The 22754-nt window shown below is 63.0% G+C and carries 25 protein-coding genes and 1 tRNA gene; 19 read left to right on the plus strand and 7 right to left on the minus strand.

The annotated features are described in order from the left end of the window. Nucleotides 1-139: 139 nt before the first annotated feature. The 6 genes from rpmI (at nt 140) to NKJ57_RS11060 (ending at nt 5750) form a co-directional block, all read left to right on the plus strand. Nucleotides 140-343 (plus strand): 50S ribosomal protein L35, encoded by a 204-nt coding sequence (gene rpmI / locus NKJ57_RS11035; RefSeq protein ID WP_006201248.1) that lies wholly within the window; start codon nt 140-142, stop codon nt 341-343. 39 nt (nt 344-382) lie between these two features. After that, nucleotides 383-784 (plus strand): 50S ribosomal protein L20, encoded by a 402-nt coding sequence (gene rplT, locus NKJ57_RS11040; protein WP_352510652.1) that lies wholly within the window; start codon nt 383-385, stop codon nt 782-784. Between the two features lie 296 nt (nt 785-1080). After that, entirely contained in the window at nt 1081-2133 is a 1053-nt protein-coding gene (pheS, locus tag NKJ57_RS11045; RefSeq protein WP_032891898.1) for a phenylalanine--tRNA ligase subunit alpha, read from the plus strand. Next, a complete protein-coding gene (locus tag NKJ57_RS11050) occupies nt 2130-2579 on the plus strand; it encodes a GFA family protein (RefSeq protein ID WP_352510653.1) in 450 nt (149 codons plus the stop codon). The genes pheS and NKJ57_RS11050 overlap by 4 nt, the downstream gene beginning before the upstream one ends. Further along, entirely contained in the window at nt 2579-4987 is a 2409-nt protein-coding gene (pheT, locus tag NKJ57_RS11055) for a phenylalanine--tRNA ligase subunit beta (RefSeq protein ID WP_352510654.1), read from the plus strand. The genes NKJ57_RS11050 and pheT overlap by 1 nt, the downstream gene beginning before the upstream one ends. A gap of 160 nt (nt 4988-5147) precedes the next feature. Continuing rightward, nucleotides 5148-5750, plus strand: coding sequence for a nucleotidyltransferase family protein (locus tag NKJ57_RS11060; RefSeq protein WP_023672277.1), 603 nt, complete (start codon nt 5148-5150; stop codon nt 5748-5750). Nucleotides 5751-5969: 219 nt separating this feature from the next. Here the strand turns inward: NKJ57_RS11060 and NKJ57_RS11065 are convergent, their stop codons facing one another. Next, nucleotides 5970-6965 carry an aldo/keto reductase gene (locus tag NKJ57_RS11065; protein WP_352510655.1) on the minus strand — a complete coding sequence of 332 codons (996 nt, stop codon included), beginning with the start codon at nt 6963-6965 and terminating at the stop codon, nt 5970-5972. A gap of 96 nt (nt 6966-7061) precedes the next feature. Here NKJ57_RS11065 and NKJ57_RS11070 point away from each other — a divergent pair, with 96 nt between their 5' ends. The 4 genes from NKJ57_RS11070 (at nt 7062) to NKJ57_RS11085 (ending at nt 10393) form a co-directional block, all read left to right on the plus strand. Then, complete coding sequence (locus NKJ57_RS11070; RefSeq protein WP_023687444.1) at nt 7062-7952, plus strand: LysR family transcriptional regulator; 891 nt, start codon at nt 7062-7064, stop codon at nt 7950-7952. A gap of 156 nt (nt 7953-8108) precedes the next feature. After that, nucleotides 8109-8684, plus strand: a complete 576-nt coding sequence (locus NKJ57_RS11075) for a cytochrome b (RefSeq protein ID WP_352510656.1) — start codon at nt 8109-8111, stop codon at nt 8682-8684. 68 nt (nt 8685-8752) lie between these two features. After that, entirely contained in the window at nt 8753-9328 is a 576-nt protein-coding gene (locus NKJ57_RS11080) for a YceI family protein (protein WP_352510657.1), read from the plus strand. Between the two features lie 78 nt (nt 9329-9406). Then, on the plus strand, nt 9407-10393 hold the full coding sequence (locus NKJ57_RS11085) for a Gfo/Idh/MocA family protein (RefSeq protein WP_023693056.1): 987 nt from the start codon (nt 9407-9409) through the stop codon (nt 10391-10393). Nucleotides 10394-10478: 85 nt separating this feature from the next. Here the strand turns inward: NKJ57_RS11085 and NKJ57_RS11090 are convergent, their stop codons facing one another. Both NKJ57_RS11090 and NKJ57_RS11095 read right to left on the minus strand, forming a co-directional pair. Next, on the minus strand, nt 10479-11336 hold the full coding sequence (locus NKJ57_RS11090) for an alpha/beta fold hydrolase (protein WP_352510658.1): 858 nt from the start codon (nt 11334-11336) through the stop codon (nt 10479-10481). Between the two features lie 53 nt (nt 11337-11389). Continuing rightward, complete coding sequence (locus tag NKJ57_RS11095; protein ID WP_352510659.1) at nt 11390-11755, minus strand: VOC family protein; 366 nt, start codon at nt 11753-11755, stop codon at nt 11390-11392. Between the two features lie 146 nt (nt 11756-11901). Between NKJ57_RS11095 and NKJ57_RS11100 the strand changes: the two genes are divergently transcribed. Further along, on the plus strand, nt 11902-12210 hold the full coding sequence (locus tag NKJ57_RS11100; RefSeq protein ID WP_352510660.1) for a hypothetical protein: 309 nt from the start codon (nt 11902-11904) through the stop codon (nt 12208-12210). 32 nt (nt 12211-12242) lie between these two features. Beyond that, entirely contained in the window at nt 12243-13133 is an 891-nt protein-coding gene (locus NKJ57_RS11105) for a sigma-70 family RNA polymerase sigma factor (RefSeq protein ID WP_352510661.1), read from the plus strand. A gap of 30 nt (nt 13134-13163) precedes the next feature. Here NKJ57_RS11105 and NKJ57_RS11110 read toward each other — a convergent pair whose 3' ends face one another. Continuing rightward, on the minus strand, nt 13164-13892 hold the full coding sequence (locus NKJ57_RS11110; protein WP_023714481.1) for a GntR family transcriptional regulator: 729 nt from the start codon (nt 13890-13892) through the stop codon (nt 13164-13166). Between the two features lie 147 nt (nt 13893-14039). Between NKJ57_RS11110 and NKJ57_RS11115 the strand changes: the two genes are divergently transcribed. Continuing rightward, complete coding sequence (locus NKJ57_RS11115; RefSeq protein WP_352510662.1) at nt 14040-14582, plus strand: autotransporter; 543 nt, start codon at nt 14040-14042, stop codon at nt 14580-14582. 253 nt (nt 14583-14835) lie between these two features. Here NKJ57_RS11115 and NKJ57_RS11120 read toward each other — a convergent pair. Beyond that, nucleotides 14836-14912 (minus strand) — tRNA-Arg (locus NKJ57_RS11120). A gap of 195 nt (nt 14913-15107) precedes the next feature. Then, complete coding sequence (locus NKJ57_RS11125; RefSeq protein ID WP_023728827.1) at nt 15108-16640, minus strand: ATP-binding protein; 1533 nt, start codon at nt 16638-16640, stop codon at nt 15108-15110. 365 nt (nt 16641-17005) lie between these two features. Here NKJ57_RS11125 and rpmH point away from each other — a divergent pair, with 365 nt between their 5' ends. The 6 genes from rpmH (at nt 17006) to yihA (ending at nt 21865) form a co-directional block, all read left to right on the plus strand. Next, a complete protein-coding gene (rpmH, locus tag NKJ57_RS11130) occupies nt 17006-17140 on the plus strand; it encodes a 50S ribosomal protein L34 (RefSeq protein ID WP_008833937.1) in 135 nt (44 codons plus the stop codon). 16 nt (nt 17141-17156) lie between these two features. Further along, nucleotides 17157-17510 carry a ribonuclease P protein component gene (rnpA, locus tag NKJ57_RS11135; RefSeq protein ID WP_023672264.1) on the plus strand — a complete coding sequence of 118 codons (354 nt, stop codon included), beginning with the start codon at nt 17157-17159 and terminating at the stop codon, nt 17508-17510. Between the two features lie 14 nt (nt 17511-17524). Continuing rightward, the gene (yidC, locus tag NKJ57_RS11140; protein ID WP_023739770.1) at nt 17525-19339 is read left to right on the plus strand and encodes a membrane protein insertase YidC; all 1815 of its coding nucleotides are present in this window, start codon (nt 17525-17527) and stop codon (nt 19337-19339) included. 345 nt (nt 19340-19684) lie between these two features. After that, complete coding sequence (locus NKJ57_RS11145; RefSeq protein ID WP_352510663.1) at nt 19685-20260, plus strand: fasciclin domain-containing protein; 576 nt, start codon at nt 19685-19687, stop codon at nt 20258-20260. A 310-nt stretch (nt 20261-20570) separates the two neighbouring features. Continuing rightward, on the plus strand, nt 20571-21209 hold the full coding sequence (locus NKJ57_RS11150; protein ID WP_023744902.1) for a CatB-related O-acetyltransferase: 639 nt from the start codon (nt 20571-20573) through the stop codon (nt 21207-21209). Beyond that, nucleotides 21206-21865, plus strand: coding sequence for a ribosome biogenesis GTP-binding protein YihA/YsxC (gene yihA / locus NKJ57_RS11155; protein WP_352510664.1), 660 nt, complete (start codon nt 21206-21208; stop codon nt 21863-21865). Before NKJ57_RS11150 ends, yihA begins: the two co-directional genes overlap by 4 nt. A 66-nt stretch (nt 21866-21931) precedes the next feature. Here yihA and NKJ57_RS11160 read toward each other — a convergent pair whose 3' ends face one another. Then, nucleotides 21932-22675 carry a TetR/AcrR family transcriptional regulator gene (locus NKJ57_RS11160; protein ID WP_023814523.1) on the minus strand — a complete coding sequence of 248 codons (744 nt, stop codon included), beginning with the start codon at nt 22673-22675 and terminating at the stop codon, nt 21932-21934. Nucleotides 22676-22754 lie beyond the last annotated feature (79 nt).

Here is a 22754-nt window from a genome sequence, read left to right on the forward strand (position 1 = left end):
CGCTTTGACGTATAGGACCGCCGTTCCAAGAAAACCGCCCGGCAGGGCATGCCGTGGCGGTTTCATTTGCTTTTCGGGCTTTTGGTCCGCCCGAAGCGAACAAGAAGCGCGATTGTGCGCCACCAATACGGAGTAGCAAATGCCCAAGATGAAGACCAAATCGGCCGCCAAGAAGCGGTTCAAGATCACAGGTACGGGTAAAGTCCTGTCGGCTGCGGCCGGCAAGCGTCACGGCATGATCAAGCGTTCCAACAAGTTCATTCGAAATGCCCGCGGCACGATGGTTCTGGCTGAACCGGATGGCAAGAAGGTCATCAAGAATTTTCTGCCGAACGGCCTCTGAGCATTCGGTTTCAGGAACAGCGTTTAAGGAGATCATGACATGGCACGCGTAAAAAGAGGCGTCACCTCGCACGCCAAGCACAAGAAGGTCCTGAAAGCCGCGAAAGGCTTCTACGGCCGCCGCAAGAACACCATTCGCATCGCCAAGCAGGCGGTCGAAAAGTCGATGCAGTACGCGTATCGCGACCGCAAGAACCGCAAGCGCTCGTTCCGCGCGCTGTGGATCCAGCGCATCAACGCCGCGACGCACGAGCATGGCCTGACCTATGGCCGCTTCATCGACGGCCTCAACAAGTCCGGTATCGAGATCGATCGCAAGATCCTGTCCGACATGGCTGTCCATGAGCCGCAGGCTTTCGCCGCACTCGTGGCCAAGGCCAAGGTCGCACTCGAATATCTGAAGAACACCACCCCGAATGCTTTTGAAAGCGCTGTCGCCTAGAGCATGATGCCAAAAAGTTGCTGACTTTTTGGACAACATCATGCTCAGGGAAATTTAGCGAGGAGTGCGATCTTTCCGAAAAGTCTGCAACTTTTCGGGATCGGGCTCCGAGCCCAGCGCTTCCCAGCATTCGCAATTCTGATTGGGGAACCCGCGCTGGCACGGCTGGCGCGGGTTTTTCTTATGGCTGAACTTTCAACTTGAAAGTGACTTTCACCTCAAAGTTGACTCCCAACACAGCGAGTTTGACCGTGAACGACATAGCTACCGGCTTGGATACTCTCGAAAACTCCCTGATGGCCGACGTCGCGTCGGCCGCCGATGAGGCTGCTATCGAAGCCGTGCGCGTCGCGGCTCTCGGCAAAAAGGGGTCGATCTCGGAATTGCTGAAGACACTGGGCGCGATGAGCGCCGAGGAGCGCCAGGTCAAGGGCCCCGCGATCAACGGCCTGAAGAACCGCGTCACCGAAGCGCTGACGACACGCAAGGCCGAGCTGAAGGATGTGGCGGTCACGGCGCGCCTTGCCGCCGAGACGGTCGACGTGACGCTGCCGGTGCGGCAATCGCCGGCCGAGCGCGGCCGCATCCATCCGATCAGCCAGGTCATCGACGAGATCGCGGCGATCTTCGGCGATCTCGGCTTTGCCATCGCAGAAGGTCCCGATGTCGAGAGCGACTATTACAATTTCACCGCGCTGAATTTCCCCGAAGGGCATCCGGCGCGCGAGATGCACGATACCTTCTTTTTCCAGCCGGACGAAAAGGGCGAGCGCAAGCTGTTGCGCACGCACACCTCGCCGGTACAGATCCGCACCATGGAGAAGCAGAAGCCGCCGATCCGCATCGTCATTCCCGGCAAGACCTACCGGCAGGATTCCGACGCTACCCACTCGCCGATGTTCCATCAGGTCGAGGGGCTGGTGATCGACAAATCGGCCAATGTCGCCAACATGAAATGGGTGCTGGAGGAGTTCTGCAAGGCGTTCTTCGAGGTGCCGCAGGTGAAGATGCGCTTCCGGCCGTCGTTCTTCCCGTTCACCGAGCCGAGCCTCGAGGTCGACATCCAGTGCGACCGCTCGCGGCCCGGCGAAGTGCGATTCGGCGAAGGCTCCGACTGGATGGAGATCCTCGGCTGCGGCATGGTCCACCCCAATGTGCTGCGCGCCGGCGGGCTCGATCCCGACGAATATCAGGGCTTTGCCTGGGGCATGGGCATCGACCGCATCGCCATGCTGAAATACGGCATGCCGGACCTGCGCGCCTTCTTCGACGCCGATGTGCGCTGGCTGTCGCATTACGGTTTCAGGCCGCTCGACATGCCGACGCTGTTCGGAGGTCTTTCCGCATGACGGCGCCGCACACGGGTGGCTGCCGCTGCGGCGCGGTACGGTTCGAGGCATCAGTCGAACCGCACCATATCAGCTATTGCCATTGCGGCGATTGCCGGCGCGCCAGCGGCGCGCCGGTGTCGGCCTTTGTCGGCTTCCTGACCGAGCAGGTGGCTTTCACCGGCAAGGCGCTGAAGATGTGCGAGAACGGGCCGGTGACGCGCTCGTTCTGCGGCATTTGCGGCTCGCCTATCGCCTATGTCGACGAGCGGCTGGAAGACCACATCTATTTCGTGCTGGGCGCCATGGACATGCCGGCCTATTTCCGGCCGACGCACCATGCCTATGTGCGCGAGCAGCTGCCCTTCGTGCATATGCCCGACGACTTGCCGCGCCATTTGAAGACAAGCGTGCCCAGACCCGATGGACAAGGTCCGGGCGGGTACAGACAAAACGGAACACAGTGATGAAACTCACCCTTTCCTGGCTCAAGGATCATCTCGACACCGACGCCACGCTCGACGAGATCGTCGAGAGGCTGACCTCGATCGGCCTCGAAGTCGAGCATGTCGACGACAAGGCCGGCCTGAAGCCGTTCGTCATCGCCAAGGTGCTGACGGCGGTGCAGCATCCCGACGCCGACCGGCTGCGGGTGCTGACCGTCGACACCGGCAATGGCGCAGCCCCTGTCCAGGTGGTGTGCGGTGCGCCGAATGCCCGCGCCGGCCTGATCGGCGCCTTCGCCGCGCCCGGCGCCTATGTGCCCGGCATCGACGTGACGCTGACCGTCGGCAAGATCCGCGGCGTCGAAAGCCATGGCATGATGTGCTCCGAGCGCGAGCTGGAACTGTCGGACGAGCACAACGGCATCATCGACCTGCCGGCCGATGCGCCGGTCGGCACCAGCTTCGCGACCTATGCGCATCTCGACGATCCGGTGATCGAGATCAATCTGACCCCGAACCGGCCGGATGCGACCAGCATTTACGGCGTCGCCCGAGACCTGGCGGCAAGCGGGCTTGGCCGGCTCAAGACCGCGCCAGTCGAAGCGGTCCCTGGCAAAGGTGAAACGCCGGTCAAGGTGACCATCGAGGCGCCGGAGCTCTGCCCCGGCTTCGCGCTGCGCCTGGTGAAAGGCGTGAAGAACGGGCCGTCGCCGAAATGGCTGCAGCAAAGGCTGATCGCCATCGGCTTGCGCCCGATCAGCGCGCTGGTCGACATCACCAACTACGTCACCTTCGACCGTGGCCGGCCGCTGCATGTGTTCGATGCCAAGAAGGTCGCCGGCAATCTCGTCGTGCGCCGCGCACGCGACGGCGAGAAGGTGCTGGCGCTCGACGGGCGCGAATACACGCTGACGCCGCAGATGTGCGTGATCGCCGATGATAATGGCGTCGAATCGATCGCCGGTGTCATGGGCGGCGAGCATTCCGGCTGCGACGAGAGCACCACGGACGTGCTGATCGAATCCGCTCTTTGGGATCCGATCACCACGGCCCGCACCGGCCGCACGCTTGGCATCATCACCGATGCGCGCTACCGTTTCGAGCGTGGCGTCGACCCAGAATTCATGGTGCCCGGCGTCGAGCTGGCGACAAAGCTTGTGCTGGAGTTCTGCGGCGGCGAGCCGACGGAAACCGAGGTCGTTGGCTATGCCGGCTACAAGCCTAAGATCGTTTCCTTCCCGATCTCGGAAGTAAAGCGGCTGACCGGCACCGAAGTGCCGAAGGCGGAAAGCCTCGACATCCTGACCCGCCTCGGCTTCGAGCCGCAGGGCTCGGGCGACGTCGTCGATGTGGCCGTGCCGTCCTGGCGCCCTGATGTCGACGGCAAGGCCGATCTGGTCGAGGAAGTCATGCGCATCCACGGCGTCGACAACATCGCGCCGCAGCCGCTCGGCGCCCATGACGCGGTCAACGCAAAGATCCTGACGACGCTGCAGGTGCGCACCCGCACAGCCAAGCGCTCGCTCGCCGTGCGTGGCATGCTGGAGGCCGTCACCTGGTCGTTCATTCCGGCCAGGCACGCCGAGCTGTTCGGCGGCGGCCAGACGGCGCTGAAGCTCGCCAACCCGATCGCCGCCGACATGTCGGACATGCGTCCCTCGCTGCTGCCCGGGCTGATTTCCGCCGCGCAGCGCAATGCCGACAAGGGCATTAGCGATGTCGCGCTGTTCGAAGTGTCAGGCACCTATGAAGGCGACGGCCCCGACCAGCAGCGGCGCGTTGCCGCTGGCGTGCGCCGTGGCACCGCCAAGCTCGACGGCTCCGGCCGCAGCTGGGCGGGCAATTCCGGGCCGGTCGGCGTGTTCGATGCCAAGGCCGACGCCATTGCCGCGCTGGAAGCCTGCGGCGCGCCGGTCGACCGGCTGCAGATCGAGCCTGGCGGCCCGGCCTGGTATCATCCCGGCCGCTCCGGCACGATCAAGCTCGGCCCGAAGACGGTGCTCGGCACCTTCGGCGAATTCCACCCGAAGACCCTGGAGGGGTTGGACGTTTCCGGACCGATCTGCGGTTTCGAGGTCTATGTCGACGCCGTGCCGGAACCGAAGGCCAAGCCGACGAAAACCAAGCCGAAGCTCGAGCTGTCCGCCTTCCATGCGGTGAAGCGCGACTTTGCTTTCGTCGTCGAAAAGGCGGTCGAGGCCGGTACGCTGGTGCGCGCGGCGCTCGCTGCCGACAAGAAGCTCATCACAGGCGTTTCGGTGTTCGACGTCTTCGAGGGGGCATCTCTCGGGGTCGCCAAGAAGTCGATTGCCATCGAAGTATCTATCCAGCCGGTTGAAAAGACGCTCACCGACGAGGATTTCGAGGCGCTGGCCAAGCGCGTCGTCGACAATGTCGGCAAGCAAACGGGCGGCGTGTTGAGGACGTAGAGCGGCTAACGCCGCCGTACGTATTTCGACTTCACGCAATTCTTAGGGAAAGCGCGTCTTAGGGAAAGCGCGGCGCGCTTTCCTGGGAAAACCGCTACACACTTTTCCTGGAATTGCTTCTGAGGATTGCCGGCAGTTGCGAATCGCTCTCCAAAGGGCGATGGACCATCTGCGCTATTCCGGTCTGCCGTTCGAAGCCCAGCGCGAAGCGTTTCTCGCCATGGTGTTGGCGGATGCGCTCGTCAGCGACGCGCTGGAGCGGGCCCGCACGCTGGCGTTGCCGGACTGGCTGGTGGTGTCCGGCGCGCTCTACAACAGCGTCTGGAACCACCTGACCGGCAAGGCGCCGGGCTACGGCATCAAGGATGTCGATCTCTTCTACTTCGATGACAGCGACCTGTCCTACGAGGCCGAGGACGCGGTCATCCGTCGAGCCGCGCAGCATTTCGAGGGGTTGGCTCTGCCGGCCGAGGTGCGCAACCAGGCACGGGTGCATCTGTGGTATCCGCAGAAATTCGGCCAGCCCTGCCCGCGCTATACGAGTTCCAGCGAGTCGGTGAGCTATTTTGCTTCGAAGACGCATGCGGTCGGGGTGCGATACGATGCCGATGGGCAGCTTGAGGTCGTGGCGCCGTTCGGGCTGGATGACCTCTTCGCGTTTCGCATCACGCCCAACCGGCTGATGGATAACAGGCGCACGCATGAGGCCAAGGGGGCGAGGGCGAAGGCGTGCTGGCCGGAGATTACGGTGGTGCCGTGGTAATACGAAATGGCGGCGCGAGGCACCCCCCTCTGGCCTGCCGGCCATCTCCCCCGCAAGGAGGGAGATTGGCAGCTTCATCGTTGGCGCACTTTCTGCAACGTTGGTGATTGGCGAAAACAGCGACGACAGCCGATCTCCCCCCTTGCGGGGGAGATGTCCGGCAGGACAGAGGGGGGTGCCGCGCGCTGACTTCTCAGGGCGCCAAGCTCCCCCGCTTGTTCACCCATTCACCAGCGCCAACAGCTCCTCCGTATAGCGCTTGCCAACCACCTTGTCCGGCGACAGCGCATCGCCGATCGCCGCGACCTCAGCCGCGCTCAGCTCGATCCCGACCGCCGCCGTGTTCTGCTCGAGATGGCGTATCTTTCTTGCGCCGGGGATCGGCACGATGAAGTCGCCCTGGTGCAGCACCCAGGCCAGCGCCAGCTGCGCCGAGGTGACGCCTTTTTCCACCGCCAGCTTTTCCAGCGTCGCAACGACCTTGGCATTAGCGGCCATGGCGTCGGCCTGGAAACGCGGCAAGGTGCGGCGCCAGTCGTCGTCGCTGAGGGCCTCGGGCTTGGCGATGGTGCCGGTGAGCAGGCCGCGACCGAGCGGGCTGTAGGGGACGAAGCCGATGCCGAGTTCGCGGCAGACATCGAACACTTCGTCTTCAGGGTCGCGGCTCCAGAGCGAATATTCACTCTGCACGGCAGCGATCGGATGCACGGCGTGCGCCCGGCGGATGGTGGCGGCACTGACCTCCGACAGGCCCAGCGACCGCACCTTGCCGTCGCGCACCAGTTCCGCCATGGCGCCGACCGTGTCCTCTATCGGCACGCCGGGATCGACGCGGTGCTGGTAGTAGAGGTCGATGACATCGGTATCGAGCCGTTTCAGCGAGGCTTCCGCCACTGCCTTGACGTGCTCCGGGCGGCTATCGACGCCAACCATGCGTTCGAGGCCTGAGCCTTCCTCGGAAATCTTGAAGCCGAATTTGGTGGCGATCGTCACCCTGTCGCGCACCGGCTTCAACGCCTTGCCGAGAAGGATCTCGTTCTCAAAGGGACCATAGACTTCGGCGGTGTCGAAAAACGTCACGCCGATTTCGACAGCGCGGCGCAGCGTGGCGATTGCGTCCGCCTCGGCCTGACCGCCATAGGCGAAGCTCATGCCCATGCAGCCGAGGCCGACGGGGAAGACTTCGAGTTCAGTACCAAGTTTGCGGGTTTTCATGGCGCGTCTCCTTGTTGCGATGAAAGAGAGATAGCGCTTGGCTTTACGTTCGATAATTGGCTGTCATTCGCACGGGCTGTTCTATAAAATAGAGCAATGAACCGAGCGCATCTTTCTCAACTGGCTGTACTGGCAACAGTCGCCCAATGCGGCAGTTTTCGTGGCGCGGCGCGCGAACTGGCCATCGCGCCCTCGGCAGTGAGCCATGCCGTGTCCAGCCTGGAGGCGCGGCTCGGCGTGCGGCTTTTGGCGCGCAGCACCCGCAGCGTAGCGCCAACAGAAGAGGGCGCGCAGTTGCTCGAACGGCTGCGGCCGGCGCTGTCCGAGATCGATCTGGCGCTGGAAACGGCGATCGAGGCGCGCGACCGGCCGGCCGGCAACCTGCGGCTGACCGTGCCGCGCACCGCGGCCCACCTGGCATTGACGCCCAGGCTCGGCGGCTTTGCCGCGGCCTATCCCGACATCGTGCTGGAAATCGTCATCGAGGATCGCTTCACCGACGTCGTCGAAGGCGGCTTCGATGCCGGCGTGCGGCTCGGTGAGAGCCTGCAGCGCGACATGATCGCGGTGCGCATCGGACCGGACCTTCGCGGCGCCGTGGTCGGCGCGCCATCCTATTTCGCGACCATGCCAAGACCCCGTCATCCGCGCGATCTTGCCGACCACCGCTGCATCCGCTTCCGTTTTTCCAGCGGCATTCTTTACCGCTGGGAATTCGAGAAGGATGGCGAAGAGATCGAGATCGCGGCGCAAGGGCCGCTGATCCTCGACGAAGACCATCTGATCGCCCAGGCGGCGGTCGACGGCGCTGGGCTCGCCTTCGTCTTCGACGATTATGTGCGCGCGCCGCTCGCCGACGGTCGCTTGATCCGCGTGCTGGAAGACTGGTGTCCGCCCTTCGACGGTTTCTTCGTCTACTACCCCAGCCGCCGCCAGATGCGCCCGGCGCTGCGGGCGTTTGTGGATTTCTTCAAGGTCGGTGCTTAGCCACCCTCCTTCTTGTGGGGAGGGTCGGCGCGAAGCGACGGGGGCTGCGCCCTACGAGGACCCCCACCCCGATCCGCTACGCGGATCGACCCTCCCCACAAGGGGGAGGGTAAGGACGCGCCGGAAGAAAGCCCATCCGGCATTCGTTCTTCTCCCATGCAGTCCATCACCAACAACTCAACCCGCTACGGCTGGGCGGCGATCGTCCTCCACTGGCTGATCGGCATCCTGTTCATCGGCCAGTTCATGCTCGGCTTCATCATGGTGCGGTTGACCAGCCAGCGCACCGCCTTCGAGCTGATCCAGCTGCACAAATCCTTCGGCTTCCTGCTGCTCGGCCTCCTCATCCTGCGCATTGCCTGGCGGCTCGGCAATACGGCCCCGGCCTTGCCGGCCTCGGTCGGAGGCCTGGAGCGTCGGACGGCGCCGCTGGCGCATCTGGCGCTTTATGGCTTCCAGCTCGCGGTGCCGCTGTCCGGCTGGGCACTGGTTTCGGTGTCGATGCTGGAGATACCCAGCATGCCGTTCAACCTGTTCGTGATGCCGAACCTGCCGCTCGGCGTGTCCGATGCGGCGGAAAACTTCTGGGCGATAGCACACTGGTATCTCGCCTATGTCGGCATTGCCTTGGTCGCGCTGCATGCGCTGGCGGCGCTGCGGCATCATTTCTGGCTGCGCGACAGCGTGCTCACGCGCATGATCACGCCTTCGTCAGATCAGGACATGGAATAGCGCGCGCCGCGCATTCGTTCATTGGAGTGAGGGCGCAACACTTCGCCTGCCCCAGAAGGACAAAACCCATGTATGCGCGCATCTTCGGATTGGCGGCTGTTGCCGCTTGCCTTGCCATGCCTGTCTCCGCCGCTGTGGACCTCGGCGACGCCGCCGGCAGCTACACGGTCAACCGGGCCAGCTCCAGCATTCGCTTCTCCATCGGCAAGGTCGGTGGCGGCGGCCTCGACGGCGCCTTTGGCCGCTTCAAGGGCTCCATCCGCATCGACAACAGCGATGTCGGCCGTTCCGCGGTCAACTTCACCATCTATCCCGAAAGCGCCGGCACCGGCCAGGGCCGCATCGACGCCTTCCTGCGCTCCGATGCGGTGTTCGACGTCGCCAACAGCCCCGAAATCCAGTTCCGCTCGACCAGCGTAACCCGAACCAGCGACACCACGGCGCTGGTCAGCGGCCGGCTGACGGCGCGCGGCAAGACGTTTGCGGAAAAGTTCACTGCCGAGCTCGGCCGGCTGAAGGGTGGCGTCATTACGTTCCACGTCACCGGCAAGGTGCTGCGCTCCCGCTACGGCATGGATGTCGGCACGCCGATCTATTCGAATATCGTCGATTTCGACATGACGCTGACGGGCAAGCGAGGCTAGCAGGACCAGCGATCCGCATTGGCTTTTCCCGCAATTTCGGGCAAACCTCCTCGCCTGTAAATCGATAGGAGAAGCCTGATGTTCCGATGGGGTGTTTTGTCGACGGCCAAGATCGGCCGCGAGCAATTGTTGCCGGCAATCGTCGAGGCCGAGAATGGCGTTTTGTCCGCGATCGCCAGCCGCGACCTGTCGAAGGCCGAGGCGCTGGGCGAGCGGTTCGGCGCCAGGCATGCCTTTGGTTCGTATGAGGAGCTGCTGGCTTCGAAAGACGTCGACGGCGTCTACATCCCGCTGCCGACATCGCAGCATGTCGAATGGACGGCCAAGGCCATCGAAGCGGGAAAACATGTGCTGGTGGAGAAGCCGCTGGCGCTCGACGCCAAGGACATCGCGCCGCTGATCAAGCTGCGCGACCAGAAGAAGGTGCTGGTCTGCGAGGCCTTCATGGTCATCTACCACCCGCAATGGATCAAGGTGCGCGATCTCATCGCCGATGGCGCCATCGGCCGGCTGCGCCATGTGCAGGGCGCCTTCTCCTATTACAATGTCGATCCCACCAACATGCGCAACCAGCTCGATCTCGGCGGCGGCGCGCTGCCTGATATCGGCGTCTATCCGACGGTGTCGACGCGGTTTTCAACCGGCAAGGAGCCGCTGCGCGTGCAGGCGACGATCGAGCGCGACAAGAAATTCGGCACCGACATCTATTCCTCGATCCGCGCCGATTTCGGCGATTTCGAACTGTCCTTCTATCTGTCGACGCAGATGGCGGCGCGGCAGGTGATGGTGTTCCACGGCGAGAAAGGTTTCATCGAGGTGTTCTCGCCGTTCAATGCCGGGCTCTACGACCATCACCGCATCGAACTGCACAACCAGAACCATACGGAGGCGCAGGTGTTCCGCTTTCCCGGCACCCAGCAATACCGGCGCGAGGTCGAGACGTTTGCCAGGGCGGCACAGGGTGGCAAGGAGCGTGTCTTCACGCTGGAGGAGTCCGTGCTCAACCAGAAGGTCATCGACGCCATCTTCCGCGCCGGCGGCAAGGAAGGCTGGGAGGCCGTCTGATACAGCAATCTTAGCGGGTAATTTCATGGGAGAAGGGCGTCCGCATTGTGCATGCGGACGCTCCTTTCCTATTGAACTGACGATCTCACGCGCCTCTGAGCGTCAGGTGCAAGGTCTCGGCGAAGCGGTCGGGATAGGGCGCAAAGCCCATATGGTCGCCGGGGAAGGCGGCGCGCTTGCTGCCGAGCCTGTCGGCCAGCGCCTTGCCCATGCCGTCGATCGGCTGGCCGATGGACTCTTCGCCTATGCCGACCACGACCGGGCGGCCGCGCAGCGCCTCGATATCGGGAAGATAGAGCGACAGCGGCATGACGCCATGCGCCAGCCAGTATTCGAAATTGCCGCTGACCCTGGCAAAGGTCTCGGCCTCCTCGGGCGACGGTTCGAACGAAGGCGGTCCGTCATGCGGCTCGTGCGGTCCGGCTTCACCCTGGTCCGGCCCTTCCGACAGGCCGTTCTCGCTGAAGAATTTCTGCATCGCCGCCTCGACGCCCTGGCTGCGATAGGTGTCGTGCAGGTCGCGCATGCCGGCCAGTGACGGCGACGGGTCGTCGAGCAGCATCATGCTGGGCGGCTCATGCGCCACCAGCGCACGAACCCGGCCGGGATGGCGGGCGGCGAGGTTGAGCCCGATCTGGGCGCCGCCGCTGGTGCCGAACACATAGGCCGGTCCGGCGCCAAGCGCCTCGATCAATCGCGCGGCATCGTCGCCATGGACATCGAGGTCCTGCTCTTGCGGCTCTCCGTCGAAGGTGCTGCGCGAATTGCCGCGCGGATCATAGGCGACCACCGTGTAGCGGTCGGCGAGGTAGCCCGCGACATCGGCGAAGACGCCGGCATCCTGCGGTCCGCCGGGGATTATCAACAGTACGGGGCCGGAACCGCGCATCTCATAATAGAGGCTGGCGCCCGGTACTTTCAGCGTCGACGTTTGGGGGGTCATGTCCATCTCTCCTGTTGTTCTCATGTCAAAGTTCGGCTTTGCGCCGGGTCCGATCATTTGCCGGCGACAACCATGCGGTTGCCCTCGCTGTCGCGGAATTCGGCGACCGTGCGGCCCGGCTGCCAAGGCGCTTCCTGCGGCTCGGTGATGATTCCGACGCCGCGCGCCTTCAGGCCCGCGACCGTTGCCTCGACATCGCCATCAACGAGCACCAGCACGGGCTCAGTGCCCGGCGTGTCATCGGGGCGTTTGACGAAATGCAAATTGGTGACGGCGCCGGGAAATGTCAGCTCGATCCAGCGCCAGCCGCTGTCGCCCATCAGCTGGTCCGCCGACACCTGGCAAGCAAGATGGCCGGTGTAGAAGGCCTTGGCGCGGTCCTGGTCGAACACCGGCAATTCGGCAAACTGGATGTGCATGATGGGTCTCTCCTGCTCCTCGATGGCTGCCGCGCAGCCGTCCACGGGAAAGACGATCCGGACGATCGAAAAGATTCGCCGGGCGACGAATCTTTCGAGGCCGCGAAACGTCTTCTCCGTGCAGAGTTGAAAAACAGGAGACGACAATGGGCTACAATCTCATCCGCTACGGCGTGAAGGACGAAAGCATCGCCGAGAACCGTATGCTGGTTGCACAGGTGTTCGAGGCACTCGACGACACGAAGCCGCAATCCGTGCGCTACCTCGTCCTGGAACTGGAGAATGGCGAGTTCATCCATCTTGTCAGCCAGGATGGCGACGGCCTGACGGGGCTCGCAGCCTTCAAGGCCTTCAGCGCCGATTATGCCGGGCGCCGCTCGACGCCGCTTGCCAGATCGCCGGCAAAGATCGTCGGCAATTATCGTATGCTGGCCGGCGAGGTCGTGCCGGCTTGAATGCAAAGACCGGCATTTTGGGAACGGACAGGATGAACACAGCAAAACTCGACCGCGTTGCCCTGGAGGCGATGCTCGGCGCCTTGCGACCGAAGCTGCACCGCTACTGCGCCCGCATGGCCGGCTCGGTGATCGATGGCGAGGACATCGTCCAGGAGACACTGATCAAGGCACTGCAGGCCATCGACGGCGACGCCGCCGTCGAGCGTCCGGAGCAATGGCTGTTCCGCATAGCCCACAATGCCGCGCAAGATCATCTGCGCCGGCGCCAGCGGGAGCAGGCGCGCATGAGCGAGACCGACATGACGACGATCGAAGACCCCTCCGCCAGCGCCGATGCGAGACTCGCCACCGCCGCCAGCCTGCGAAGCTTCATGCAGCTGGCAACAGTGCAGCGCAGCGCCGTGATCCTTGTCGACGTGCTTGGCCTCAGCCTGCACGAAACCTGCGAAGTGTCCGGCGCGACCCTGGCTGCGACCAAGGCAGCGCTCCATCGCGGGCGGTCGCAGCTGCGCCTGCTGGCGTCACAGGACGAGCAGGCGCCTGCCCCAAAGCTCGACGCCGACGACGAGCGGCGCCTGCGCCGCTATGTCGACCTGTTCAACGCGCGCGACTTCGACGCCGTGCGCGCGTTGATCGCCGAGGATATCCAGCTTGAAGTCGTCAACCGCACCCGCATGCGCGGCAAGGCGCAGGTTTCCAACTATTTCGGCAATTACGACCGTGTCCAGGACTGGGCGCTGTCGCTCGGCTTCGTCGACGGCAGGCCGGCCATCCTGATCCGCAACCCGCAAACGGGAGATGACGCCGTGCGCGGCTTCATGCTGGTCGACTGGCAGGATGGAAAGGTCAGCCATATCCGCGATTTCCGCTACGCGCCCTATTGCCTTGCCGATGCGGACATCCGCTTCATCGACGAGTAAGCATCGGCCAGAGAGCGCGGGCTTCGCGCCTCAGGCGAAGCTTTGCAAATTGGCGTCCTGCAGCTTGGAGCCGGCGAGCAAGGCCTCGAGCACCTGCTTCTTGAGCGACAGGCACTGCGAGCGGGCAAGCTTTGCGATGGCCGAGACTTCGGCCAGCTCGCAGGCAAGCACCAACTCCTTCTGCTGGCCGATGATCGCTTGCGTGAAGTCGCGCGATTTGAAGCCGAGATGGAGGACACGCTCCGACTGGTCGAGCGTTTGGTCGAGCAGGCGAACCAGCCGCAGATTGCCGGAGAGTTCGGCCAGGGCCAGGCGAAAGGCGCGGTCGGCCGCCAGAAAGGCGACATGGCTGCGCAGCGTCTCCGGCTTCAGCACCTTCTGCGCCGCCAGCCTGATGTCGTCGAGCCCGCGTTCGGTGAGGTTTGCCGCGGCCACCCGGAACACTTCCGGTTCGATCAGGCTGCGGACGTCGAAGATCTCGTTGACGTCGCGCAGGCTAAGCGGTGCGATGACATAGCCGCGGCGCGGCTCGCTCTTGATCAGCCCTTCCTGCGTCAGGCGGGCCAAAGCCGAGCGGATCGTCGCCTTTCTGATCTGGTAGCGGTCGCCGATCTGCTTTTCGGTCAGGCTTTCGCCGGGTTGCAGGACGCAGGCGACGATGTCGCTCTTCAGCTGCTCATAAGCTTCCTCGCTGCGCAATATGTCGGCGGTCGACGGCGCCTTGACGGCGGACGGTGACACTGATTTCGGAAGAGCCATATCTGCCTGCCCGTGTGGTCTGCCCGCGTGGTCTGCCCGCGTAGTCTGCTTGCCCGTTTCGACCATCCGGTTGACGGATCTGCCGGCATTCGCTAGCCTGATCATCTCAGTTGTATTGGTTGAGCTTCCCAATGGAGATGACGACAAATGTCTCTTGCCGCCAACTCGCCTCTCTACGCCGTAACCGCCGATATCGTCAACGCAGCCAAAGGTGCTCATGCCTTCGAACGGGTCAAGGCGGTGCTGCGCGAACACACCGATCGCTTTCATGCATCAGGCGTGCTCGCGCATGAGGAAGACGACGATGAGGTGCTGCTGCATGCCAGCCCCGACTTGACCATCTACCACATCACGCTGTCGCCCGGCCTGCAGTACCCGCCGCACAACCATCTGATGGATGCGCTGATCGGCATCTACAAGGGTAGCGAGACCAACTTCAACTATCCCGTTGACGGCAGCGAGATCGATGCGCCGGAACGCCACGACATCGCGGCGCCCGCCGTGGTGCACATGACCCCTGATACTGTGCACGCGGTCGCCAACACCGGCAGCGCCCGCTCAGGCGCACTGCATGTCTATCTCGGCAATCTTACCGAGACCCACCGCCACATGTGGAGCCCGGACAGCACCCACGCCGAGCCGTTCGACAATGAGCGGTATCTGGCTGGGGCGAGGCCGATTGGGCCCTGATCCGGGAAAGCGGAATAACGGTCGCCGCATACCGGCCCATTTCAAGAACACCGCAGCGCGTTGACTAGCGCAGTTAGTGCGGCAGGCTGATGCTGGTGACTGGGGTAATACATGAAGAAGCCTGGAATAAGCGGCGTCCAGTTCTCCAGCACTCGAATGAGGCGGTGCTCGGCAACGTGTTCCGCGACCTGCTCTTCATATGCGAGCCCAAGACCGGCTAGCGGATCGCAGGAAATCACAGTTTCGGCGGAAATGGCGCGCCCGAAGAGATTCGAACTCCTGACCCCCAGATTCGTAGTCTGGTGCTCTATCCAGCTGAGCTACGGGCGCGCAACAGGCCATGCTTTACATAGCCCCGCTAACCGATCCTGACGACCGGCCGCGACAAGACGTGTTCCCTAGCGACTGAATTTCCGAAAAGCAAGCCAATCCGGCAAAAGTTTTGTCGCAGCTGCTTTCGACGGTGCCGATCAAGGTGTGCTGAGATTCAGCTAAGTCCGACTTCGGCTGAATATCAAATACAGCTCAGGCCGGGCGGCGCAGGCCGCTGCGGGCCTGGTCGAGGCGGACCGGCTGGTCGGGGATGGTGACGGCGAAGGTGGTGCGTCCGCCGATCGATTCGACCAGCTCCACCGTGCCGCCATGGGCGCGGATCAGTTCATGCGCGATGGCCAGGCCAAGGCCGGTGCCGCCGCTGCGGGCCGAGCCGCGAAACGCCGCGAACAGGTTTTCTCGCGCCTTCGCCGGCAGGCCGGGACCGGTGTCGGTGACAATGATGCGGCTTACGCTGCCTATGCGCTCGGCCGATACGGCGAGCCGGCGCACCAGCGCGCTCTCGGCGTCGGCCGCCATCGCCTGGACCGCGTTGCGACAGAGATTGGTGAGCACGCGAAACAGCTGGTCGGAATCGGCATCGACCTCGAAGGCGAGCTCGACGGCATTGACGAATTCGATGCCGTCCTCGATGTCGAGCAGGCCGTGGACGTCGTCGACCAGCTGGCGCAGCCGCAAGCGGCGGCGTGAGGGCGCCGGCTCCTGCGTGCGGCCATAGTGGAGCACGCCTTCGGAATAGGAGACGGCGCGGTCGAGCGCGCGCAACAGCTTTGGCGCGAAGGCCTGCACCGTCGGGTCCTTGACCAGGCGCAGGCGGTCCGACATCAGTTGCGCCGAGGCCAGGATGTTGCGCATGTCATGGTTGATCTTGGAGACGGCGAGGCCAAGATCGGCAAGATGCTTCTGCTCCGACAGCATCTTTTGCAGCCGTTCCTGCATCTGCGACAGTTCGCGCTCGGCAACGCCGATCTCGTCGGCACGGGCGGCCGGGTGGATGATGCGCCCTGGATCGTCGGGCGCCTCGGAAAAGGACAGCATCGAGCGCGTCATGGTGCGGATCGGGCCGATCATGATCAGGTCGATCGCGGCATAGACCAGCATTGCGGTGAACAGCGAGATCAGCAGCGAGACGAAGGCGACGTTGCGCGAATAGCGCAGCATGGCGTTGCGCAGGGAATAGTCGGGCATGATCAGCTCGAATTCCTTGTCGCTGTCGCCGACCGGGCCGAACACCCGCAGCATGCGCTTGCCGCCGAAGAACAGCGTATCCAGCGCCCCGGTCATGCCCTTGATCATGCCGACATTGGCGATGTCGATATGCTCGTCGACCTGCGGCGGCATCTCGGCCACCACCAGCAGGCGCGATACGCCGCCGTCGCGCACCGCGATCGCCTTGGCGCCGATTGCCATCAGCACGTCGTTCTGGGCGGCGCGGGAGAGCGAATTGGGCTCGCCCTGCACCAGCACGATCGACACCGCGGCAGCGGTGCTTAGCCGCTCCTTCAGCCAGGCCAGGCGGTAGCTGGCGATCCAGGGCAGGAAAATGAGGACTTCGGCCAGGAGCACGAAGACAATGGTGAGCAAGAGCAGCTTGGTCGACAGGCCGCGCGCCAAGGGCACTGAACGATTGGGCACCGAACGGCTCGCAACCGGGCGAACGGTCGCCGGGCTGGCATCGGCTGTCGCCGGGCCGCTCCCTTCATCCGCTGATGCAACTTCGCTCATTAAGGCCTGTCTTCACAAACGCTTGATCGGTTGAGATTAGGCGATTGCGGCTTTTTTGCCAATTTCATCCTTCGTTGGACGATGGTACCAGCAATAAAAATAGCCTCGAACGGGGTGTCGCGTCGTGACGAACTGGCAGTTCGCACTGCGACGAACTGGTATTCGCGCCGCGACGAACTGGTATTCGCGCCGCGACGAACTGACGTTCGCGCCGGATTGACTCCCAAAACCCTTCTTTCTATAAGCCGCTCACGCTCGGGCCATTCGTCCCGGCGCGGTTTCGATCGCGCCAATGCCGGCCCGGCAAAGCTCCTGTTACACAGTGACAGAATCAAGAAGGGCCGCACCCCGCGGTATTAAAACAAATGAAGCGTACCTACCAACCGTCCAAACTCGTCCGCAAACGCCGGCACGGTTTCCGTGCTCGCATGGCCACCAAGGGTGGTCGCGGCGTCGTCGCAGCTCGCCGCAACCGCGGCCGCAAGCGGCTCAGCGCCTGAACGGAAGACGAGATCGTTGCCCGCAACCGGCAAGCCAGTGGGACCAAACCCCAAGCGGCTTCTGAAACGTGCGGAATTCCTGGCCGTCCGCCGCGGTGAAAAGCGGCGCGGGCGGCTTTTTCTCGTCGAAGTTCTCGACCGCAATGACGGCCTGCCGCCGCGCGTCGGCTTCACCGTCACCAAGAAGGTCGGCAATGCGGTTGTCCGCAACCGCGTCAGGCGGCGGCTGAAAGAAGCCGTGCGCACCCATGCCGCAAGTGACATGGCGCCCGGCAATGACTATGTCATCGTCGGGCGTGAAGACGTGCTCACCATTCCGTTCGGCCAGTTGAAGGCCGAACTCTCCCGCCGTCTCAGCGGAACACGATAGGCCAAGGGCTTTCGATGGAAAACAACCGGAACTTCTACATCACCATCGTCTTGTCGGTGCTGATCCTCGGGCTGTGGCAATATTTCTATGTGCTGCCGCGCAGCGAACAGCAGCGCGAGGCGGCCCGCATCGAAGAGCAGCGGGCGGCGGAGCAGAAGAAGGCGGCCGAGGCCGCCAACCCCGGCGGCACGCCGGCGCCCGCAGCGCCCGGCGCCATTCCAAACGCGCCCGGCACCTATGTCACGACGCCGGAAGGCCGCGCGCAGGAAGTGGCCAAGACGGCCCGCGTCAACATCGACACGCCGAGCCTGTCGGGCTCGATCAACCTGGCCGGCGCGCGTCTCGACGACCTAAAGCTCAAGCACTATACCGAGACGGTCGACAAGACATCGCCGCAGATCCAGCTGCTCAATCCGCAGGCGCTGCCCACCGGCTATTATGCCGAGATCGGCTTTGTCGGCAGCGACACGACCGGCACGGTGCCGGGCCCGGAAACGGTCTGGAGCGTCGACGGCAATGCGACTCTGACGCCGGCGACGCCAGTGACGCTGACCTTCACCAACGACAAGGGCCTGACCTTCAAGCGCACGATCTCCGTCGACGGCGACTACATGTTCACCGTTTCCGATGCGGTGCAGAATTCAGGCTCGGCCCCGGTCACGCTGTCCAATTACGGCCGCGTCATCCGTTTCGACAAGCCAGCCATTGCCAGCTCCTATGTGCTGCATGAAGGCCTGATCGGCGTCACCGGCACGGAAGGCCTGCAGGAGCACAAATACGCCGACATCGAGAAGAACAAGCTGTATACGCCGAGCAAATCGACCGATGGCTGGCTTGGCATCACCGACAAATACTGGGCGGTCACCCTGGTGCCGACCGAGAAGCAGCCCTTCCAGCCGCACTATGCCTATTACGACAATGGCCGCCCGCGCTACCAGTCGGACTTCCTCACCGACCCGATCACCATTGCCGCCGGCCAGTCGGCGACGGTGGAGACCGAGATCTTCGCCGGCGCCAAGGAAGTCAACAAGATCAACGCCTACGCCCAGGACCGGCAGATCAGGCTGTTCGACCGGCTGATCGATTGGGGGTGGTTCATCTGGATCACCAAGCCGATGTTCTACCTGATCGACACGCTGTACAAATTCTTCGGCAATTTCGGCCTGGCCATCCTTGCCACCACGGTCGTCGTCAAAACCCTCTTCTTCCCGCTCGCCAACAAATCCTATGCGTCGATGGCGAACATGAAGAAGGTGCAGCCCAAGATGCTCGAGATCCGCGAGAAATACGCGGACGACAAGATGAAGCAGCAACAGGCGATGATGGAGCTGTACAAGACCGAGAAGATCAATCCGCTCGCCGGCTGCTGGCCGGTGGCGCTGCAGATCCCGGTGTTCTTCTCGCTCTACAAGGTGCTCTACATCACCATCGAGATGCGGCACGCGCCGTTCTTCGGCTGGATCCAGGATTTGGCCGCGCCCGATCCGACCTCGGTCTTCAACCTGTTCGGCCTGCTGCCCTTCGCGCCACCGGCATTCCTGCCGCATATGGGCGCCTGGGCGGTGGTCATGGGCATCACCATGTTCCTGCAGATGCGCATGAACCCGACGCCGCCGGATCCGACGCAGGCGCAGATCTTCACCTGGATGCCGGTGATCTTCACCTTCATGATGGGCAGCTTCCCGGCCGGCCTCGTCATCTACTGGGCCTGGAACAACACGCTGTCGATCTTGCAGCAGGGCGTGATCATGAAGCGCCAGGGCGCCAAGATCGAATTGTGGGACAATCTGACGGCATTGTTCCGAAAGAAACCCTCGCCGGCTGAATAGAAGGCGCTATTCCGGCAATCAAAGCCCCGGCTCGTCCGGGGTTTTTGTGGACGAGGCGCGCATCACGTTCCCGTGAGGCGCGAAACTTGCGGCGTGCAACCGGCGTGGCTGCTGCTTGTACCGCCAAGGCCGATCAACACCGATCAGCTCTAATCCGAAGACCGCTGTTTTTGATCCGTGACCCCGTCATGTCCATCGCGGGGATGCGGCGCGTGGAATGGGCATTCGCCTTTAAGTATTTGTTATCATTATCATTTTTTACTCTGCACCGAAACTTTCCCGCAATCGCCGCGTAACTCTTCCCGACAATCGAATCAACAATTGTCGCACCAGAAGGGTTCTCCAATGGCAAAGTCCATCCTCAAGGCATTCTGCTTTTCCGCCGGCCTGGCTCTATCGGGCCTCGCAGCTACGACGGCCTATACGCTCGCCAATCCCGCCGTTGGCGGCGCTGCGATGCTGACCTCGAAGAACATCGTCGAGAACGCCCTCAACTCGCCGATCCACAAGACGCTGGTTGCCGCCGTCAAGGCCGCCGGCCTGGTCGACACGCTGGAAAGCGCGGGACCCTTCACGGTGTTTGCGCCGACCGATTCCGCCTTCAAGAAACTGCCGGCCGGCACCGTCGCCACGCTGGTGAAGCCCGAAAATAAGGACAAGCTGACCAAGATCCTGACCGCCCATGTCGTGGCCGGCAAGATCTCGGCCAAGGATATGATGACCAAGGCCAAGGCGATGGGCGGCAAGTATGAGATGAAGACCGTTAGCGGCGACACGCTGATCGCCGAGGTCAAGGGCGGCTCGCTCTACATCGTCGACGAGTCCGGCGGCGCCGCCAAGGTGACGGTCGCCGACGTCAACCAGTCGAACGGCGTCATCCACGTCGTCAACAAGGTGCTGTTGCCGAAGCAACGGTTTTAGGGAACGGCGGATGACGGCGGGCTGCGACTGGCTTTCTCGGTCTGCCTTCCCCACCTCACGGCGAGGTGCCATTCTTTTGAAGCCGTCTTCGACACCACCGGGGTCCTGCTTGTCCTTCGCAGGGCCCCGTTTTTTTGGGTTTCAGGGCGCCTTAGCCGACGGCGGCGGTCGACCTGATCGTGATCTGCCGCGGCACGAACTGAACATCGAAGCCCAGCAGGGCTCGCTCATCGGGCGATTGGTGCTATAGGGCGGATCACGCCATCTAGAATGGCGGCTTTAATTTGCGCCACTCTCGACGGATCTCGCCATGGACGGACCCAACCCAGACATCAAACACCCCATCCCGATGCACACCCGCGTCGGCTTCCTCAAGCCCCTGGTCACCGCGCCGAATATCGAGATCGGCGAGTTCACCTACTATGACGATCCTGACGGACCGGACAAATTCGCCGAGCGATGCGTGCTGCATCATTATCCCTTCATCGGCGACAAGCTGATCATCGGCAAGTTCTGCGCCATCGCGGAGGGCGCGCGCTTCATCATGAACGGCGCCAACCATGCCATGTCCGGCTTTTCCACCTATCCGTTCAACATTTTCGGCCATGGCTGGGAGCAAGGCTTCGACCCGAAGACGTGGTCGCAGGAAGTGCGCGGCGACACGGTGGTCGGCAATGATGTATGGATCGGCATGGATGCGGTGATCATGCCCGGCGTGTCGGTCGGCAACGGCGCCATCGTGGCGGCGAAATCGGTGGTGACGCATGACGTGCCGGACTATGCGATCGTCGCCGGCAATGCGGCAAAGGTGGTGAAGATGCGTTTCGACGACAGGACGGTGCGGCGGTTGCTGGCTGTGGCGTGGTGGAATTGGCCGGTGGACAAGATCGGCCGCAACCTCAACGCCATCCGGGGCGCCGATATTTCGAGGCTGGAGGCAGCAATTTGAACGCGCTGGGCAACACCGTCATCGGCACCGACCTGTTCACCAAGGGGTGGATCTTCATCCGCGGCGTGCCGGCGATGAAGTTCCTGCCGCCGGAGGGGCCGCCTGAGATCGCCTTTGCCGGCCGCTCCAATGTCGGCAAGTCGTCGCTGATCAATGCGCTCGTCGGCCATAACGGGCTGGCGCGCACCTCCAACACGCCGGGGCGCACGCAGGAGCTCAACTATTTCGTGCCGGGCGGGTTTTCCGGCGAAGGCACCGACTTGCCGCCAATGGCGCTGGTCGACATGCCGGGCTACGGCTATGCCAGCGCGCCGAAGGAAAAGGTGGACGACTGGACCAAGCTGGTCTTCGATTATCTCAAGGGCCGCGTGACTCTGAAGCGGGTCTATGTGCTGATCGATTCCCGCCATGGCATCAAAGCCAAGGACGACGAAGTGCTGTCGCTACTCGACAAGGCGGCGGTGTCCTACCAGATCGTGCTGACCAAGACCGACAAGATCAAGGCCGCCGGCGTGCCGCGCCTCATCGAAGAGACGCTCGCCAAGATCAAGAAGCGGCCGGCGGCGTTTCCGTTCGTGCTCGCCACGTCGTCGGAAAAGGGCGAGGGTCTGGACGAACTGCGCGCGGCGATCGTGCTGGCGGCCAATGGCGGTTAAAAGCAACTCCAGGAAAAGTGTGAAGCGGTTTTCCGTCCGAAGTTGCGAAAAAAGACCTTTGGCTAACTAGGCCTTTGCCTTTGGCTTCGCCTCCACGGCGATCATCTGGTGGCTTTCTTCCTCGGCAAGCTTTTCGGTGCCGTAGGACTTCAGGAACAGGCTGACGCCCGACCGCACGATGTGGTCGATTTCATCCTGGCTCGGCGCCTTGGTGCGGTAGGCGAAGATGCACTGGCGAAACAGGCCGGCGAGGCACAGTTCGGTGAATTGATAGGCGGCAAGATCGACATCATCGATCTTGAGCAGGCCGCGTTCGATGGCTGCATCGAGGAACTTGACCACCTTGTCGTGGCCGCGTTTGGGGCCACGTTCGTAAAACCGCGCGCCCATGTCCGGTATCCTGTCGGAGGCGCCGATCACGGTGCGTTGCGCCTGGATGACCTTGGCCGAGGTGATCTTCATCGACAGCACCTTGCCGAACTTCACCAGCGTCTGGCGCAGATCGTCGGCGCGGTCGAGCATGTCGTACATGTTCTTGAAGATGGTGCCGCGCTCTTCCTCGATCAGCGCCTCGAACAGCTCTTCCTTGTTGGCGAAGTAGACATAGATCGTGCCCTTGGAGACGCCGGCCTCGCGGGTAATGTCGTTCATCGACGCCGCTTCGAAGCCCTTGTCGATGAACACGCGCCGCGCGCCCTCGATAATCTGGCTGCGCTTGACCGGATCCTGGCCCGCCGCCGGGCGGCCGCGACGCGCACTATCCAGCACATCGCACGGATCATTTTCGACGTCGGGTAACGTGTCGGCCATTAAAGTCACACCTCGCGAAATAATTCGAACCGAGCGGTTCGATTGCTCTTGATATGGGCCTGCTTTAGCGCTATGTCAA

Origin of the sequence: Mesorhizobium sp. M0077 (genome assembly GCF_040322955.1) — a bacterium.
Classification (GTDB): domain Bacteria; phylum Pseudomonadota; class Alphaproteobacteria; order Rhizobiales; family Rhizobiaceae; genus Mesorhizobium.

Coding starts and splice junctions, on each gene's coding strand:
- rpmI (WP_006201248.1), top strand. CDS start 140: ATGCCCAAGATGAAGACCAAATCGGCCGCCAAGAAGCGGTTCAAGATC.
- rplT (WP_352510652.1), top strand. CDS start 383: ATGGCACGCGTAAAAAGAGGCGTCACCTCGCACGCCAAGCACAAGAAG.
- pheS (WP_032891898.1), top strand. CDS start 1,081: ATGGCCGACGTCGCGTCGGCCGCCGATGAGGCTGCTATCGAAGCCGTG.
- NKJ57_RS11050 (WP_352510653.1), top strand. CDS start 2,130: ATGACGGCGCCGCACACGGGTGGCTGCCGCTGCGGCGCGGTACGGTTC.
- pheT (WP_352510654.1), top strand. CDS start 2,579: ATGAAACTCACCCTTTCCTGGCTCAAGGATCATCTCGACACCGACGCC.
- NKJ57_RS11060 (WP_023672277.1), top strand. CDS start 5,148: ATGGACCATCTGCGCTATTCCGGTCTGCCGTTCGAAGCCCAGCGCGAA.
- NKJ57_RS11065 (WP_352510655.1), bottom strand. CDS start 6,965: ATGAAAACCCGCAAACTTGGTACTGAACTCGAAGTCTTCCCCGTCGGC.
- NKJ57_RS11070 (WP_023687444.1), top strand. CDS start 7,062: ATGAACCGAGCGCATCTTTCTCAACTGGCTGTACTGGCAACAGTCGCC.
- NKJ57_RS11075 (WP_352510656.1), top strand. CDS start 8,109: ATGCAGTCCATCACCAACAACTCAACCCGCTACGGCTGGGCGGCGATC.
- NKJ57_RS11080 (WP_352510657.1), top strand. CDS start 8,753: ATGTATGCGCGCATCTTCGGATTGGCGGCTGTTGCCGCTTGCCTTGCC.
- NKJ57_RS11085 (WP_023693056.1), top strand. CDS start 9,407: ATGTTCCGATGGGGTGTTTTGTCGACGGCCAAGATCGGCCGCGAGCAA.
- NKJ57_RS11090 (WP_352510658.1), bottom strand. CDS start 11,336: ATGACCCCCCAAACGTCGACGCTGAAAGTACCGGGCGCCAGCCTCTAT.
- NKJ57_RS11095 (WP_352510659.1), bottom strand. CDS start 11,755: ATGCACATCCAGTTTGCCGAATTGCCGGTGTTCGACCAGGACCGCGCC.
- NKJ57_RS11100 (WP_352510660.1), top strand. CDS start 11,902: ATGGGCTACAATCTCATCCGCTACGGCGTGAAGGACGAAAGCATCGCC.
- NKJ57_RS11105 (WP_352510661.1), top strand. CDS start 12,243: ATGAACACAGCAAAACTCGACCGCGTTGCCCTGGAGGCGATGCTCGGC.
- NKJ57_RS11110 (WP_023714481.1), bottom strand. CDS start 13,892: ATGGCTCTTCCGAAATCAGTGTCACCGTCCGCCGTCAAGGCGCCGTCG.
- NKJ57_RS11115 (WP_352510662.1), top strand. CDS start 14,040: ATGTCTCTTGCCGCCAACTCGCCTCTCTACGCCGTAACCGCCGATATC.
- NKJ57_RS11125 (WP_023728827.1), bottom strand. CDS start 16,640: ATGAGCGAAGTTGCATCAGCGGATGAAGGGAGCGGCCCGGCGACAGCC.
- rpmH (WP_008833937.1), top strand. CDS start 17,006: ATGAAGCGTACCTACCAACCGTCCAAACTCGTCCGCAAACGCCGGCAC.
- yidC (WP_023739770.1), top strand. CDS start 17,525: ATGGAAAACAACCGGAACTTCTACATCACCATCGTCTTGTCGGTGCTG.
- NKJ57_RS11145 (WP_352510663.1), top strand. CDS start 19,685: ATGGCAAAGTCCATCCTCAAGGCATTCTGCTTTTCCGCCGGCCTGGCT.
- NKJ57_RS11150 (WP_023744902.1), top strand. CDS start 20,571: ATGGACGGACCCAACCCAGACATCAAACACCCCATCCCGATGCACACC.
- NKJ57_RS11160 (WP_023814523.1), bottom strand. CDS start 22,675: ATGGCCGACACGTTACCCGACGTCGAAAATGATCCGTGCGATGTGCTG.